This is a genomic window from Streptomyces sp. NPDC091209 (genome assembly GCF_044757755.1).
Classification (GTDB): domain Bacteria; phylum Actinomycetota; class Actinomycetes; order Streptomycetales; family Streptomycetaceae; genus Streptomyces.
The window spans coordinates 673405-688321 of the sequence record NZ_JBIVVR010000002.1 but is presented as its reverse complement, the minus strand read 5'-3'; the positions used below and the strand labels follow the sequence as shown (position 1 = coordinate 688321).

12 protein-coding genes, 2 tRNA genes, 1 pseudogene and 1 riboswitch are annotated in these 14917 nt (G+C 71.0%); of the genes and pseudogenes, 5 read left to right on the top strand and 10 right to left on the bottom strand.

Annotated features, from left to right (window positions below):
- Positions 1-41: 41 nt before the first annotated feature.
- The 3 genes from lhgO (at position 42) to ACIQRL_RS10090 (ending at position 3651) form a co-directional block, all read left to right on the top strand.
- Positions 42-1247 carry an L-2-hydroxyglutarate oxidase gene (lhgO, locus tag ACIQRL_RS10100; RefSeq protein WP_401329478.1) on the top strand — a complete coding sequence of 402 codons (1206 nt, stop codon included), beginning with the start codon at positions 42-44 and terminating at the stop codon, positions 1245-1247.
- Between the two features lie 131 nt (positions 1248-1378).
- The gene (gene trmB / locus ACIQRL_RS10095) at positions 1379-2215 is read left to right on the top strand and encodes a tRNA (guanosine(46)-N7)-methyltransferase TrmB (RefSeq protein WP_401329476.1); all 837 of its coding nucleotides are present in this window, start codon (positions 1379-1381) and stop codon (positions 2213-2215) included.
- Positions 2216-2304: 89 nt separating this feature from the next.
- Positions 2305-3651: a PrsW family intramembrane metalloprotease gene (locus tag ACIQRL_RS10090; protein WP_401329473.1), complete on the top strand. Its 1347-nt coding sequence runs from the start codon at positions 2305-2307 to the stop codon at positions 3649-3651.
- A gap of 37 nt (positions 3652-3688) precedes the next feature.
- On the opposite strand, the gene ACIQRL_RS10085 is transcribed toward ACIQRL_RS10090, so the two are convergent.
- The 5 genes from ACIQRL_RS10085 to ACIQRL_RS10065 all read right to left on the bottom strand — a co-directional run bounded on the left by ACIQRL_RS10085 (position 3689) and on the right by ACIQRL_RS10065 (position 9072).
- Positions 3689-4633: an aldo/keto reductase gene (locus ACIQRL_RS10085; RefSeq protein WP_401329470.1), complete on the bottom strand. Its 945-nt coding sequence runs from the start codon at positions 4631-4633 to the stop codon at positions 3689-3691.
- A gap of 168 nt (positions 4634-4801) precedes the next feature.
- Positions 4802-5815, bottom strand: a complete 1014-nt coding sequence (locus tag ACIQRL_RS10080; protein WP_401329468.1) for a M23 family metallopeptidase — start codon at positions 5813-5815, stop codon at positions 4802-4804.
- Positions 5816-5826: 11 nt separating this feature from the next.
- Positions 5827-5985, bottom strand: a riboswitch (cyclic di-AMP (ydaO/yuaA leader).
- A gap of 303 nt (positions 5986-6288) precedes the next feature.
- Positions 6289-7479 carry a PP2C family protein-serine/threonine phosphatase gene (locus ACIQRL_RS10075; protein ID WP_401329465.1) on the bottom strand — a complete coding sequence of 397 codons (1191 nt, stop codon included), beginning with the start codon at positions 7477-7479 and terminating at the stop codon, positions 6289-6291.
- A 208-nt stretch (positions 7480-7687) separates the two neighbouring features.
- Positions 7688-7761, bottom strand: a tRNA-Met gene (locus ACIQRL_RS10070).
- A gap of 171 nt (positions 7762-7932) precedes the next feature.
- On the bottom strand, positions 7933-9072 hold the full coding sequence (locus ACIQRL_RS10065) for a dihydrofolate reductase family protein (RefSeq protein WP_401329462.1): 1140 nt from the start codon (positions 9070-9072) through the stop codon (positions 7933-7935).
- A gap of 79 nt (positions 9073-9151) precedes the next feature.
- Between ACIQRL_RS10065 and ACIQRL_RS10060 the strand changes: the two genes are divergently transcribed.
- Positions 9152-9661, top strand: coding sequence for a MarR family winged helix-turn-helix transcriptional regulator (locus ACIQRL_RS10060; protein ID WP_266760298.1), 510 nt, complete (start codon positions 9152-9154; stop codon positions 9659-9661).
- Between the two features lie 123 nt (positions 9662-9784).
- The gene (gene ribA, locus ACIQRL_RS10055) at positions 9785-10438 is read left to right on the top strand and encodes a GTP cyclohydrolase II (RefSeq protein ID WP_401329459.1); all 654 of its coding nucleotides are present in this window, start codon (positions 9785-9787) and stop codon (positions 10436-10438) included.
- Here ribA and ACIQRL_RS10050 read toward each other — a convergent pair.
- From ACIQRL_RS10050 to ACIQRL_RS10030, 5 genes and pseudogenes are all read right to left on the bottom strand, one after another.
- The gene (locus ACIQRL_RS10050) at positions 10416-11396 is read right to left on the bottom strand and encodes a TIGR01777 family oxidoreductase (RefSeq protein ID WP_401329456.1); all 981 of its coding nucleotides are present in this window, start codon (positions 11394-11396) and stop codon (positions 10416-10418) included. The two genes, ribA and ACIQRL_RS10050, sit on opposite strands and share 23 nt — an antisense overlap.
- Positions 11397-11568: 172 nt before the next feature.
- Positions 11569-11641, bottom strand: a tRNA-Lys gene (locus ACIQRL_RS10045).
- 121 nt (positions 11642-11762) lie between these two features.
- Positions 11763-13298 (bottom strand): amino acid permease, encoded by a 1536-nt coding sequence (locus ACIQRL_RS10040; RefSeq protein ID WP_401329455.1) that lies wholly within the window; start codon positions 13296-13298, stop codon positions 11763-11765.
- Positions 13299-13639: 341 nt separating this feature from the next.
- Positions 13640-14350 carry an FG-GAP repeat domain-containing protein gene (locus ACIQRL_RS10035; protein ID WP_401329452.1) on the bottom strand — a complete coding sequence of 237 codons (711 nt, stop codon included), beginning with the start codon at positions 14348-14350 and terminating at the stop codon, positions 13640-13642.
- 298 nt (positions 14351-14648) lie between these two features.
- Positions 14649-14917 (bottom strand): annotated as a pseudogene (locus ACIQRL_RS10030) (RNA helicase); the annotation flags it as partial.

Sequence of the window (14917 nt, the reverse complement as noted above, 5' to 3'; positions counted from 1 at the left end):
TCAGTGGCGCAGTGCACTATCGAAGCCGGGAGGTGGTGCGGATGCGGAGTGCGTACGACTGCGATGTGCTGGTGATCGGCGGCGGGATCGTCGGCCTGTCGACGGCGTATGCCATCACGCGCGCGGCGCCGGGCACCCGGGTGACGGTGCTGGAGAAGGAGCAGGGGCCCGCCCGGCATCAGACCGGGCGCAACAGCGGGGTGATCCACAGCGGGATCTACTACCGCCCCGGCTCCCTGAAGGCACGGTACGCGGTGCGGGGCGCCGCCGAGATGGTCAAGTTCTGCGCGGAGTACGACATCGCACACGCCGTCACCGGCAAGCTGATCGTCGCGACGGAGAAGGCGGAGCTCCCCCGGCTGCACGGCCTGGTGCAGCGCGGCCGGGAGAACGGCATTCCGGTCAAGGAACTGGGCCCCGCCCAGCTCGCCGAGCACGAGCCCGAGGTCCGCGGCCTGGCCGCCATCCACGTCGGCACCACCGGCGTCTGCGACTTCGTGGCGGTGGCCCGGCGGCTCGCGGAGGCCTCCGGGGCGGAGATCCGGTACGGGGCGGACGTGGTGCGCGCCGACCGCCGCCCCCGCCTCGGCGTCGCCGTGCGCACCGCCGACGGGACGATCGTCCGCGGCCGGGTGCTGGTCAACTGCGCGGGGCTGCACTGCGACGAGACGGCCCGGCTCACGGGGGACGACCCCGGGATGCGGATCGTGCCCTTCCGCGGCGAGTACTACACGCTGGCGCGGCCCGAGCTGGTGCGGGGCCTGGTCTACCCGGTTCCGGACCCCGCGTTCCCGTTCCTCGGCGTCCATCTCACCCGGGGCATCGACGGCGGTGTCCACATCGGCCCCAACGCGGTGCCCGCGCTCGCCCGGGAGGGGTACGGGTGGGGGGTGATCCGGCCCCGCGAGCTGGGCGCGACCCTGGCCTGGCCGGGCTCCTGGCGGATAGCGCGACGGCACTGGCGCTACGGAGCCGGGGAGCTGCGCCGGTCGGTGTCGAAGGCGGCGTTCACGGAGGCCGTGCGGCGACTGCTGCCCGCGGTGACCCCGGAGGACCTGGTCCCGGCCGAAGCCGGTGTCCGTGCCCAGGCGGTCCTGCGGGACGGCACCCTGGTCGACGACTTCCTGATCAAGGAGGGCCCGCGGACCGTGCACGTGCTGAACGCGCCGTCCCCCGCGGCCACCGCCTCCCTCCCGATCGGCCGGGAGGTCGCCCGCCGGGCGCTGGCGGCACTGGAGGCGGCCTGAGCGCCCCACCCGGCGCCCACCGGACCGGACCCGGACCCGGACCCGGGCCCGGCGCCGCGACCGCGAGGCGGCACTGCCGCAGGGCGTCATGACCTCCAGGCATCACGACCGCCCGTAAAATCGACCCCACTGTGTCTGAATTCCTCGACTCCACCGAAGAGACCCGGCCCGCCTCCGCCGAGGACGGCTCGCCGCGTCACCACCGCACCAAGGGCGAGCCCCGCTTCCCCCACGGTCCGCAGCCGGATCCCGCCGGCTCGCACTTCGAGCGGCGGATCCGGAGTTTCCAGCCACGGCGGAGCCGGGTGACGACCGGACAGGGGGACGCGCTGCGGCGGCTGTGGCCCAAGTGGGGTCTGGACATCGACGGACAGCGGACGATCGACCTCGCGGAACTGTTCGGGACGGACGGCCCCGTCGTGCTGGAGATCGGCTTCGGCATGGGTGAGGCCACCGCGCAGATGGCGGCGGAGGACCAGAAGACCGGCATCCTCGCCGTGGACGTGCACACGCCGGGCCAGGGCAATCTGCTCAACCTCGCCGAACGGAGCGGCCTGTCCAACGTGCGGGTCGCCAACGGCGACGCGATCATCCTGCTCCGCGAGATGCTCCCGCCCGCGTCACTGAACGGCCTGCGCGTGTACTTCCCCGACCCCTGGCCCAAGAAGCGGCACCACAAGCGGCGGCTGATCCAGCCGGAGTTCCTGGATCTCGCCGCGACCCGTCTCAAGCCGGGCGCGCTCGTGCACTGCGCGACGGACTGGGAGCCGTACGCCGAACAGATGCTCGACGTACTGAGCGCGCACCCCGGCTACGAGAACACGCAGCCGGACGGCGGTTTCGCGCCGCGTCCGGAGTTCCGGCCGCTGACCCGTTTCGAGGGCCAGGGACTGGACAAGGGTCATGTGGTGAACGACCTCCTCTTCCGGCGCGTACAGCATCGAGACCAGCACACCCCGGGCGACTGACCCGCACACACCCTCCGGCGTCTCCCGGGAACTCCCGGGAGCTCCGGTCAGCGTCGCGGGCCACGCCCTCCCTCGTTAGGGTCAATGCCGTGGCCATCCATCCCCCGTACGCGACTCAGCCCGGCGGCTCCGCCGGACCTGCGCCGATACATCCGCACTGGTGGCAGCGCAGATGGGTCCGGTACGGAGCACTGATCACCCTGCTCGCGATGTCGGGTCTGGTGATCCTCGCCCTCGTCCGCGAACAGACCGGCACCGAGGGCTTCCTGGTCGGTCTCGGACTGGCCGTGTTCCCCGTACCGCTGCTCATAGCCGCGTTCCGGTGGCTGGACCGGGTCGAACCGGGCCCCTGGCGCAACCTGCTCTTCTCCTTCGCCTGGGGCGCCTGCGCCGCCGCGCTCATAGCGATCGTCGCCAACAGTTTCGCGACCCGGTGGATAGCGACGGCGACCGCGGACCCGTCCAGCGCCGACACCCTCGGCGCGACCGTCATAGCGCCCGTCGTCGAGGAGTCCGCGAAGGCGGCGGCCGTCCTGCTGGTCTTCCTTTTCCGCAGACGGGACTTCACCGGGATCGTCGACGGTGTCGTCATCGCCGGGGTCACCGCCACCGGCTTCGCCTTCACCGAGAACATCCTCTACCTCGGCACCGCCTTCGGCACCGACCGGCTCAGCGGGGGGAGCGGGCTCACCTCCGTCACCGCCGCGACCTTCTTCGTCCGCGTGGTGATGTCGCCCTTCGCGCATCCGCTGTTCACCGTGCTGACCGGCATCGGCTTCGGCGTCGCGGCGCTGTCCGCCGAGCGCCAGCATGTGCGGCGTGTGCTGCTCCCGCTCACCGGACTGCTGCTCGCGATGGGGATGCACGCGGTCTGGAACAGCTCGTCGGACTTCGGCGAGTTCGGGTTCTTCGGCGTGTACGCCGTGTTCATGGTGCCCGCGTTCGGGCTGCTGACCTGGCTGGTCGTCTGGACCCGGCAGCGCGAGCTGCGCACCGTGCGCACCGAACTGCCCGTGTACACCGTCGCCGGATGGCTGGGCGCGACCGAACCGTGGGCCCTCGGCTCGATGCGGGCACGACGGCTCGCCCGCGAGTACGCCGTCCATCACTTCGGAAAGGCGGCGGCGCGCTCGGTGGCGGAGTACGAGGCGTACGCGACCTCGCTGGCGTTCCTCCGCCACCGGGGGCGCCGGGGCCGTGCGGGCTCCGACTTCGTCGTACGCGAGCGCGAGTTGCTCGGCGAGCTGTGGCGCCGCCGGGAGACCGCCCACCCGGCCCTCGCCTACGCGGCCCACGCGACGACACCACTGCCCGTGACACCGCCCTGGCCGGACCACGGGTACGGGTACGTCGCTCCCCCCGCGCAGCCGTACGGGCCACCGGCCCAGGCGTCGGCACCGGTGCCGTACCCCGCGTACAACCCGTACAGCTCGTAACGCGGAACGGCCCCGCACCCCCGGAAAACGCCGGCGCTTACGCCGACGCGGTCGACAACCGCGTCAGTTCCTCGTCCGTCAGCGCCAGATCCGCGACTCCCAGCAGCGCCGGAAGCTGCTCCACCGTGCGGGCGGAGGCGATCGGCGCGGCGACCGTCGACTGTGCGGCCAGCCAGGCGAGGGCGACCGTCGGGACCGCGACGCCGTGGGCTCCGGCGATCTCGTCGAGGGCCGCGAGGACCTTCGGTCCGCGTTCCGAGTCGAGGTGCTTGGCCGCACCCGCCGCCCGGGGCGAGTCGACCGTCGTGCCGGGGCGGTACTTGCCGGTGAGGAAACCGGAGGCGAGCCCGTAGTACGGGACCGCGGCCAGACCGGCCCGGGAGGCGACGTCCCGCAGAGGGCCCTCGTAGGTGTCGCGCGAGACCAGGTTGTACTGCGGCTGGAGCGCGACATAGCGCGCGAGACCCTCGCGGTCGGAGAACTCCAGGGACTCCTGGAGCCGCTCCGGCGAGATGTTGGAGGCCGCGATGTGCCGCACCTTGCCGGCCGTCACCAGCTCGTCGAGGGCCCCGATGATCTCGTCGACCGGCACCTCCGGCTTGTCGAAGTGCGTGTAGTAGAGGTCGATGTGGTCGGTGCCCAGGCGGCGCAGCGACGCGTCGGCCGCGGCCTTGATGTTGGCACCGGACAGCCCAGGGTACGCGGGGTGCTGGCTGACCTTGGTGGCGACGACGATGTCCGCGCGGTTGCCTCGGCTCTTCAGCCACTTGCCGATGATGGTCTCGGACTCGCCGCCCTCGTTGCCCTCGATCCACGCCGAGTAGGAGTCGGCCGTGTCGAGGAAGTTGCCGCCGGCGGCCGCGTAGGCGTCGAGCACGGCGAAGGACCGGGTCTCGTCGGCCGTCCAGCCGAAGACGTTGCCGCCGAGGGAGAGCGGGAAGACCTCGAGGTCGGACGAACCGAGCTTGCGAAGAGAAGTCATGTACGGGATCAACGCCCCTGCCGGATGCACGTATTCCGCACTCGTCCCGGCCCGGTCCGCACTCGTCCCGGCCCGGCAGGTGCCCGCAGCGCCCGCACCTGCCTGACCGACGGCCCTGACGTCGGGGGGGTGGACGTCAGGACCGCCGGAGATCAGGGAGGACACGGATCAGGGGTTGAGACCCCTGCTCTGGAGCCACGCCATCGGGTCGATGGGGGTGGCGGCGCCGCCGGGGTGCACTTCGAGGTGCAGGTGCGGCCCGGTGACATTGCCCGTCGCGCCCACGCGCCCGATGACATCGCCCGTGGCGACCTTCTGGCCCACGCTGACGCTGATCGAGGACTGGTGGCAGAACCAGAGTTCCGTACCGTCGTCGAGGGTGAGGATCGTGCGGTAGCCGTACGAGCCGGCCCAGCCGGCCTCGGTGACGGTGCCGCTGTGGATCGCCTTGATGAGCGTGCCGGTGGGCGCCGCGAAGTCGAGTCCCGTGTGGTAGCCGGAGGACCACAGGGCGCCGGCCTCGCCGAAGCGCGAGGTCAGGGTGTACGAGGAGGTCGGCAGCGTGTAGCTCTTGGCGAGCTCGGCGAGGCGCTCGGTCTCGGCCTTCGCCTTGGCCGCCTCCGCCGCCTTCTTCTTCGCCGCGTCGGCCTTGGCCTCGGCGTCGTCCGCCTTCTTCTTCACGACGGCGGACAGGGCGGCCTGCTGCGTGGTGCTGTCGGCGTGCGCCTGCTGCGACTGGGCCTGCTGCATGATCCGGGCGCGCAGCGCCTCGCCGGCGTCCGTCGCGCCCTGGGCCGTGTCGGCGCTGGTCAGGCCTACGCTGGTGAGCGGAGTCGTGGAGCCCTTGGGGGTGCTGGATCCGCCGTGCGAGATCAGGGCTTCGGCGGAGTGGGTGACCGAGGCCAGGTCGGGCAGCGAGATCGAGACGGGCGGCTTGCCCGGCGCGGCGCTGGCGATACCACCGCCACCGACGGCGGCTATGACACCGACGCCGAGAACCGTGGAACTGCGGGCGAGTCCTCCGCCGCGCTGCTTGCCCGTGCGGTGCCGGCCGCGGATCGGAAGAACGGAATCCTCGGTGGGATTCCACTCCTCCCAGGGTCCCTCGTCCTTGCCATGGCCGAAGGCCTGCGCGTCATTCGGCGCGAACGAGGTCGGCTGAGCGGGCCGGTTGGACGCCACGTGGGCGCACTCCTTTCCTTCCTTGCCGCCTACCGGGTTAGCTGACGGGTTCGGAGCAGGAAGGTCTCCTACGCGCGTACGGCCACCGTGCTTCCACGGCGGAAATACGCTCGATTCACCCCAAGTTGTTGGTTCCCCGGTTCCCTTGCGGGATTCGGCGCGTACGCACGGAGCCACCTCTTGTGACGGCTGTAACGACCGCGCTGCGTTATCGAACGTTAATAGACCCAGGCACCGAATTCCAAGATGTTCCGACTGATCATTAACGGCTTTTGGCCAGGACTTTGGGGTCATGAGCGATGAAAGACGGGCGAGTTGGTCCAACCTCGTCGACACGGATTCACTTGACGGTGCATCAGTCGCTATGCGGAGGGACACGGTCCGATCACCGCTCGTGACGATGTCCGAAAAGGCCGCGGGCGTTGTACGCGAAGGGTTTCCCGACCTCTCGGAAATCGCCTCACGGGCACGCGTCAAAAATGCCGGACGGCGAGCAGTGCCATGTCGTCCGTCAATGCGCCGCCCGCATGCCGGCGGACCGCCTCGGAGAGGGCGGCCAGCAGTGCGTCGGGGCCGGGAAAGACCCGTCCGGCGAGCCACGCGGCCGGATCGTAGAACGTTCCGCGCGGATCGCGGGCCTCGGACAGACCGTCCGTGTACAGGAGCAGCGTGGACCCGCGCGGAAAGCGTCCCTGGACCGCCGGGTCGGGCCAGGCGCCCAGTTCGCCCATGCCGAGGGGCAGCGCGAAGGACTCGGCGGCGAGGGTGACGAGCGTGCCGTCGGGATGCAGGAGCAGGGGCGGCGGATGTCCTCGGTTGACGACGCGGACGACGTCCTTGTCGTGCGGAATCTCCGCGAGGACGGCGGTGGTGAACCCCTCGAACGCGTCGATGCTGTCGCGCCGGGTGCCCGCGCGCGTCAGCGCCCGCTCCAGACGCCCCGCGACCGCCTCCAGGGTCGCCTCCTGCTCGGCCGCCTCCCGGAACGCGCCGACCACCACGGCGACGGCCGCCACGGCGGTCATCCCCTTCCCCCGTACGTCGCCGACGACCAGCCGCACGCCGTACGGGGAGTCCTGCACCGCGTACAGGTCCCCGCCGATGAACGCGTCCTCCTGTGCCGCCTCGTAGCGGGCCGCGACATCGAGGCCGTCGATGCGCGCCTCGGGCTCGGGCAGCACGGCGCGCTGCGCGAACTCGGCGATCTCCCGGACGGAGGCGAGCCGTTCGTCGCCGCGCCGGACCAGGATGTTGATGAGGACGGCGAGGACGGCGGCCGTCGTCACCGTGACCGTTTCGGTGACCGCGTCGACCTGCAGGACGATGCCGAGCACGCAGTGGACCACGAGGACCGCGCCGACGGCGAGGACGCCGGTGAGGACGGTGCCGCGCTGCGAGTAGAGCGGCGCGGCGACCAGGGGCGCGGCCGTGAAGAAGGGAGCCGCGGTGTAGTCACCCGGGGTGAAGTAGTCGTAGAAGATCCCGGTGACGATCAGCAGCGCGGGCAGGGCCCGGACGAAGGCGCGCGCGAAGGAGATCCTGCGGGGCGCCGCTGCCGCCGGACCGGACGGCGTGGCACTCCCGGGTCCGCGGACACCGGGCGACGGTCCGGCTGCCGGGTCAGGGACTTCTCCGGTCCGCTGCTCACCTCCTGGCTGCCCCACCCGTCCAGAAGACCCGGAGCGCGCGCGGCGGGCGACCGGTGTGGCCCGACCGGGGGACGGCGCCGATGGTCCCGGAGGAAACCGGGCCGACTGTCCGGCCTGGAGAACCGGCCCGCAGAACCGGCCGGTGGAGCCGTCGCGAGAACCAGTCGGGACAAACACCAAGGGCCGGAACTCGTGAATCCGAGTTCCGGCCCTTGGCCTTGAGTAGCGGGGACAGGATTTGAACCTGCGACCTCTGGGTTATGAGCCCAGCGAGCTACCGAGCTGCTCCACCCCGCGTCGTTAAGACCAGTGTACGCCATCCGCGGGACCCCCAGCACACCCGTTTAAACGCACCCCTTCAGCCGCGGCGGCGGCCTTCGGCCACGCCCCTTCAGCGGCGCCGACGGGCCCCCGGCCGTCACCTGCCGAGTACGGCATCCGGGCCCGCCGGGGATTACGGGACAGCCCTTAGCCCGGCAGATGCCGGTTGGGGGCCTTGGCCCGGTCGGCGTACTCGGGGAGGACGACGACCTCGGCGCCCGCGGCGGCGAGCAGCCCGTTCCCGTCGGCGTCCGTGACGAAGGTGTCGGGCTCGCGCCAGGCGGTGACCACCCGTCGCACCCCGGCGTCGAGGATGAGCCGGGCGCACGGCGTGGGCCGGGAGGCGCGGTGCGCGCACGGTTCGAGGCTGCTGTAGACGGTGGCGGCGGCCAGCCGCGGATCGGCCGGATCGATCTTGGCGAGGGCGGCCTCCTCGGCGTGCACGACGGGGTCGTCGCCCTCGCGGGAGTGGCCCCGGGCCAGCTCGGTCCCGTCGGCAGCGACCACCACGGCGCCCACGCTGAACGCGGTCTTCGAGGGCGGGCACAGCGCCGCCAGCTCGCAGGCGAGCTCCAGCCAGCGCCGGTCCGCCGCGGCGGCGAGCGGTCCCGTGCCGGGCGCCGTGGGGACGTACCGGATGAGCACGACGTCCCCGACGGGCCGGGTCTCCGCCAGCCGCATGCGGCCCAGGGGATACGCCCCGGGTCCGAACAGCCGCGGCGCGTCCGGCTGCCCGACGAAGAGAGGGGCGACGGCCAGCTGCAGCTCGTCGGCGAGTCCCTCGCGGACGAGCTGGGTGTGGACCTTGCCGCCCCCTTCGACCATGAGGCGGCGCACACCCCGTACGTCGTGAAGGTGTTCCAGCAGCACACGCCAGTCGAGTTCGGGTCCGGTCGGCACGACGTCGACGCCGACGAGGCCGTGCAGCAGGGCGGCAGCCCTCGGCGCGCCCCGGTCCGTCGTGTAGACGACCTTCTCCCCGCCCGTGTGCCAGAACTGCGCCCGCGGGTCGAGGTCGCCGGACCCGCTGACGGTGACTTTCAGCGGGTACTCGGGGCGGCCGCCGGCGACACGGGCCGCACGTCGTTCGGCGGAGTTGACCAGGAGCCGTGGATTGTCCGTGCGCAGTGTGCCGGCGCCCACCAGGATCGCGTCGCTGGACGCCCGTACCTCGTCGACCCGGTCGAAGTCGGCCGGACCCGAGAGCAGCAGCCGCTCGGGGCCGGTGTCGTCCAGGAAGCCGTCGAGGGAGACGGCGGCGGAGAGCAGGACGTAGGGACGGGGCATCGGGACGCATCCTCCGGTCGCACACGCGCGTGATTCATGCGCAGTGGTTCAAGTTTTAAACAATACCTAGACTGGTGTCATGACGACCCGCTGGCTCTCCGCCGCCGAACAGCGCGCCTGGCGCTCGTACCTCTCCGCGACCTCCCTCCTGGAGGACGCCATCGACCGCCGACTGCAGGCGGAGGCGGGAATGCCTCACCTTTACTACTCCATCCTGGCCAAGTTGTCCGAGGCGCCGGACCGGCGGCTGCGGATGACCGACCTCGCCGAGGCCCAGAAGATCACCCGCAGCCGTCTGACGTACGCGGTGACCCGGCTGGAGAAGGACGGCACCGTACGCCGGGAGGGCTGTCCCACCGACAAGCGCGGACACATGGCCGTCCTCACGGACGAGGGCATGACCCTCCTGGAACGGGTCGCGCCGGGACACGTCGAGACCGTGCGGACGGCGATCTTCGACCATCTGACCCCCGAGCAGGTGGAACAGCTGGACGAGATCTGCGGGACCATCACCCGGGCGATCCAGGACGGGAATTCCGGGGCGTCCGGGGAAGATCTGCCGTGGCGGCGGCGTTCCTGCTCCTCGTGAGGGGCACGAGGAGGACGTGAACCCCATTGCTTGAAGTTTGAAGCAGATGTAGTGTCTCCTCCCGGGGCAGTGCTTCAAATCTGAAGCACCATCCCGCAGGAACCCGCCGGACGGAGAGAGACCATGCGCGACCACCCCACCGCCACCGTGCGCACCCGAGTCCGCGTGCCCCTGCGCTTCGGCGACGGCTACTCCGTCGACGCGGAACTCGTCACCTTCCACGGGCTCGCTGACGCCAAGGAACACCTGGCCGTCGTCCTCGGCGAGCCCGGCGAGAACCCGCTGGTGCGGCTGCACTCCGAGTGCCTGACCGGCGACGTGTTCGGCTCGGCCCGCTGCGACTGCGGACCCCAGCTGCGCGAGGCGGTGGAGCAGATCGCGGAGCGGGGCGGTGTCCTGCTGTACCTGCGCCAGGAAGGCCGCGGCATCGGCCTCTACAACAAGCTCGACGCGTACGCCCTCCAGGACCAGGGTCTCGACACCTACGCGGCCAACGCGGCCCTCGGCCTGCCCGAGGACGATCGTGACTACACGGCGGCGGCCCAGATGCTCCGGGCCCTCGGCATCGACTCCCTCGACCTGCTCTCCAACAACCCCGACAAGGCCGAACAGCTCCGCGAGCTCGGCATCACGGTCTCCCACCGGGTCCCGACGGGCGTCTTCACCACCGCCCACAACGTCCGCTACCTGCGCGCCAAGGTCCTCCAGACCCAGCACACGCTCCCGCTGCCGGAACTCACGGAGATCACGGGACTCACCGGCCTCTCCGCGGGCTGACACCCCGGCGCCCGACGCCCGGGCCGCGCACGCGCCGCACCAGGTCGCCGGCGGCCTCCGGCCATCGGGCGTGGTCGAAGGCGAAGCCCGCTTCGAGCAGTCGGCCGGGAACGACACGGCGGCTCTTCAACAGGAGTTCGGTGTCCGACCGCAGCGCGAACGCGCCGATCTCGGCCATCCATCTCGTCGCGGGCAGGCCCGCCGGGACACCCCACGCGGCTCGCAGCGCGCGCATGAACGCGCGCTGGGGCAGCGGATCGGGAGCGGCGAGGTTCACCGGCCCGGTGAGGTCGTCCCGTTCGGCCAGGAACTCGACCGCGCGAACGAAGTCGCGGTCATGTATCCAGGACACGTACTGCGCGCCGCCCGCGACCGGGCCGCCGAGGCCGAGCCGCGCCAGTCGCAGCAGGACGTCGAAGACACCGCCGCGATCGGGGCTCATCACCATCGCCGAGCGAAGGGCGACCTTGCGGGTGTTCGGGGTTTCGGCCCGCTCCTGCGCCCGTTCCCAGGCCTTGGCGATCTCGACGCTGTACGCCCAGTAGCCCGGCACGCCGGGTTCGGTGCCGCCGAGCACGCCGGTCGCCTCGTCGTTGGGTGCGTCGAAGCGGTGGGCATAGACGGTGGCGGTGCTCATCTGCAGCCAGACCCGGGGAGGCCGGGCCGCCGCCGCGATCGCCTCGCCCACGACTTCGGTGGAGCGCACGCGCGAGTCCATCATGGCCTGCAGATTCGCCGCGGTGTAGCGACAACTGACGCTGCGCCCGGCCAGGTTGACCACGACATCGCTGCCGTCGATCACCTCGGCCCACGGCCCCGGGGTCTCGCCGTCCCAGAGGACTTCACCGTCGCGCACCGGCCGCCTGGTCAGGACCACGACCTCATGGCCCTCGGCGGTCAACGCGCGGTTCAGTATCGCGCCGACCTGCCCGGTTCCCCCAGGGATCACGATCTTCATCAGGCTCCCCCCATGTCGTGGGACAAGCCTAGCGCAGATAATTGAACGCGTTCAAATATCTGCGGATGCCCGTGCGCCGAAGAAGGAGCTCCCGGGCCGGCAGGACGGCACGGGACGCCACGAAAACGAGTGAGCCCCCAGCTCAGATCGCTCTGAGCTGGGGGCTCTTCGGTAGACCCTGTGGGACTCGAACCCACAACCAATGGATTAAAAGTCCACTGCTCTGCCAATTGAGCTAAGGGTCCCCGTGCCGGACAACGCCGGTACGGCGCACCGGCCCGCGCCGATGCATCCCCGAGCATAGCGGGACGTGGCCGGGACTCCGATCGGGTATCGGGGACCCGGCCGCGCCAAAAGGGCACAAGGTCAGGGATCGACCGGTTCGGGCGCACCCTTGCGGGCGGCCTCACGGGCGATCGTGCGCTGGTGCTCGGGGTTGAGGAACCAGTGACGGGCCGAGGCCAGCCACCAGGCCGCGGCGAAGCCGAGAACGGCGAGGACGGCGATCGGGGCGTAGTTGAACGTCTCCCAGGTGACCGGGGAGACCTGGGGCAGCATGAACAGGATCGTGATGACGGCCACCCAGACGACCGCGATCACTCCCACGGGACGGGACCAGCGGCCCAGATGCCAGGGCCCGCGCTCGAAGGCGTCGCCCTTGCGCACCCGCAGCAGGGTCGGAACGACGTAGGCCACATAGAGACCGATCACCGCGATCGACGTCACGGCGGCGTAGGCCGCGTAGTTGATCAGGTACGGCAGGCCGAGCGCCAGGGCGCCCAGCGCGGCCAGCCAGACCGCCGCCACGGGGGTCCGCGTGCGCGGGTTCACCGTGTGCCACACCTTCGAGAACGGCAGCGCGCCGTCGCGCGAGAAGGCGTAGATCATGCGGCTGTTGGCGGTCACCGACGCCATGCCGCAGAACAGCTGGGCCCCGATCACGACGAGCAGCAGGAGCTTCCCGGAGGTCGCGCCGAGCGCGTCCAGCAGGATCTGCGCCGGGGGCGCGCCCGTCGCGGAGCCGAGCTCCTTGTCGTACGACTGGATGGCGAAGTTGAAGCCGAGGAGCAGGACGAATCCGGCGATCCACGAGGTCCAGATGGACCGCACGATGCCCTTCGGGCCGGCCGTGGAGGCGTCGTGTGTCTCCTCCGTCATATGGGCGGAGGCGTCGTACCCGGTGAACGTGTACTGGGCCATGAGGAGTCCGATGAGGACGACGTAGACCCCGCTGCCCCAGCCCGTGTTGTTCACGAACTTCGTGAACACGAAGTCCGCCGACTGGTGGTGGTCCGGTACGAAGGTCAGCGCGCCGACGATGACGGCGACACCGATGACGTGCCACCACACGCTGATGCTGTTGAGGAGGGCGACGATCCCCACGCCGAAGGTGTTGAGCAGGCCGTGCAGGATCAGGATTCCGGCGAACAGGAGGACCGTGCGGCCCGGTGTCACCGCGAAGTCGAACTGGAGGTTCAGATAGGCGCCGAGGAAGGACGCGGCGCCGAAGTCGATGCCCGCGGTCACCGCCACCTGGCCGAGGACGTTGAACCAGCCCGTGAACCACGCCCAGGCGGCCGCGCTGCGGGGCGGGGCGAGCCGGTGGGCCCAGAAGTACAGGCCTGCCGAGGTCGGGTAGGCCGAACAGATCTCGGCCATCGCGAGCCCGACGAACAGCGTCATCAGTCCGACCGCGACCCAGCCCCAGGTGATCACGGCGGGACCGCCGGTGTTCATGCCGAACAGATACAGCGTCAGACAGCCCGACAGGACCGAGATGATCGTGAACGAGACCGCGTAGTTGGAGAACGCCGACATGCGGCGGGCGAGAACCTGTGTGTAGCCGAGCTGGGCCAGCCGCTCTTCGTCCGACAGCCCAGTGGCTCTGGCGTCATCTGTCATGCCCCCAGCGATTCCCTCGCCGGGGGCATGACATGCGCTGCAGGACGGAGCAAATTGGCCAGAAAAGGCCCTTGCAGCTCTGCCGGCCGCCGGCGATCTTCACCCGCGAACCGAACGAGCCCGTCCCCGTACCGGCGTTGCGGTAGCCGTTCCCCGAGGTGTCGCGCTCGACCAGGTCGCCCTTCCCGTCGCCGGTGATGTCGCCGACCCCGACGATCACGTTGCAGGACGCGCCTCAGGCGGAGAACACCTTCACCCGGCCCTTCAACAGGCCTGTCCCGGCGCCGCCGCAGCGGTACAGCGTCCCCGCCCTGTCCCGCGCGAGCACGTCCCCGATCCCGTCACCGTTCAGGTCCCCGGCGCCGACGATCTTCGTGTAGCCGGTCCACGCCGTGCTGATCCTCTTCCCCGCCTCGAGCGTTCCGTCGCTCTTCGCGGCGCACAGGTAGAGGTCGCCGGTCGAGCGTCTTCCGCGCGAGCAGATCCGGCCGCCTGTCGCCGGTCAGGTCGCCGGGCGAGGTCAGGACGCCGTAGGGGTTCCAGCCGGTGCCGAGCGTCCTGTACGACGTCGAAGGGGTCACCGCCAGGCCGCACGCGGACCGGTAGCCGCGCAGGGACCCGTCGCTCATCCGCACCAGGACGTCGTCGCAGCGATCGCCGTTCAGATCGCCGAACGGCACGGCGATCGCCTTGGCCGACCAGCCCTTGCCGGTGACCTTCCCGGCGAACGCGCCCTTCCCGTCGCCCTGCTGGAAGGCCGGCCCGCCCGAGGAGTCGAGGGTGAGCAGGTCGCCGATGCCGTCCGGTTCCGAGCCGGACCCCACGTGGTCGTGGCGCACCGGGCTGCCGCCCGTCAGCCGGACCGTGCCGCGCACCTGGAGCGGTCCGCCGACACCGTCCGCGGGCGTGACGGACACGGTCCAGTCGTAGGTGCCGTCCGGTGCGAAGGTGTCCCCGGGGAGTGCCGGGTCGTCGCCGAACCAGCCGACGTTCAGCTCACCGCGCGCGGGACCGCCGTGGTGGCCGTCGTTGTAGGTCTGACCCGAGCCCACCGGCGGTTCAGCTGGCGTACCACCACGGAGCGGCCCATGACCTGCCTGCCGGTCTTCACCTGCCGCAGGCCAGCCCCGGCACCACACCCTCCGCAACGCCGGATCGCCCTGACGGCGATCCGGCTTTCCCTGTCCCGCTCCGCGGGAGCGGGCATTCACCCCAGCCCTGAAGGACCGGGCACCCTGCCTGAAAGCAAAGGAAACGGGAACGCGTTTCCCCGGCTCGCCCCCTGAAACGACGATGTGGCCCCCACCCGAACCGGGTGGGGGCCACATCACTTGGCTAGGTCAGCGACGGTCAGCCGTTGCGCTTCCAGCGCGGCTTCTCGTCACGGCGGAAGGAACCGGTGCTGGTGCCGGTGCCCGTCGTGCGGTGGTCGTCGCGACGGGCGGCCGGGCGGTCGTGGCCGGAGCGGAAGCTGCCGCCCGCGGGACGGTCGCCCTGACGGTCACGGTTGAAGGGGCGGTCGCTGCCCCGGTGGCCGCCACGGTCGTCGCGGTTGAAGCCGCCACCGCTGCGGTTGTCGTCACGACGCTCGAAAGAACGGCCACCACGGTCATCGCGGT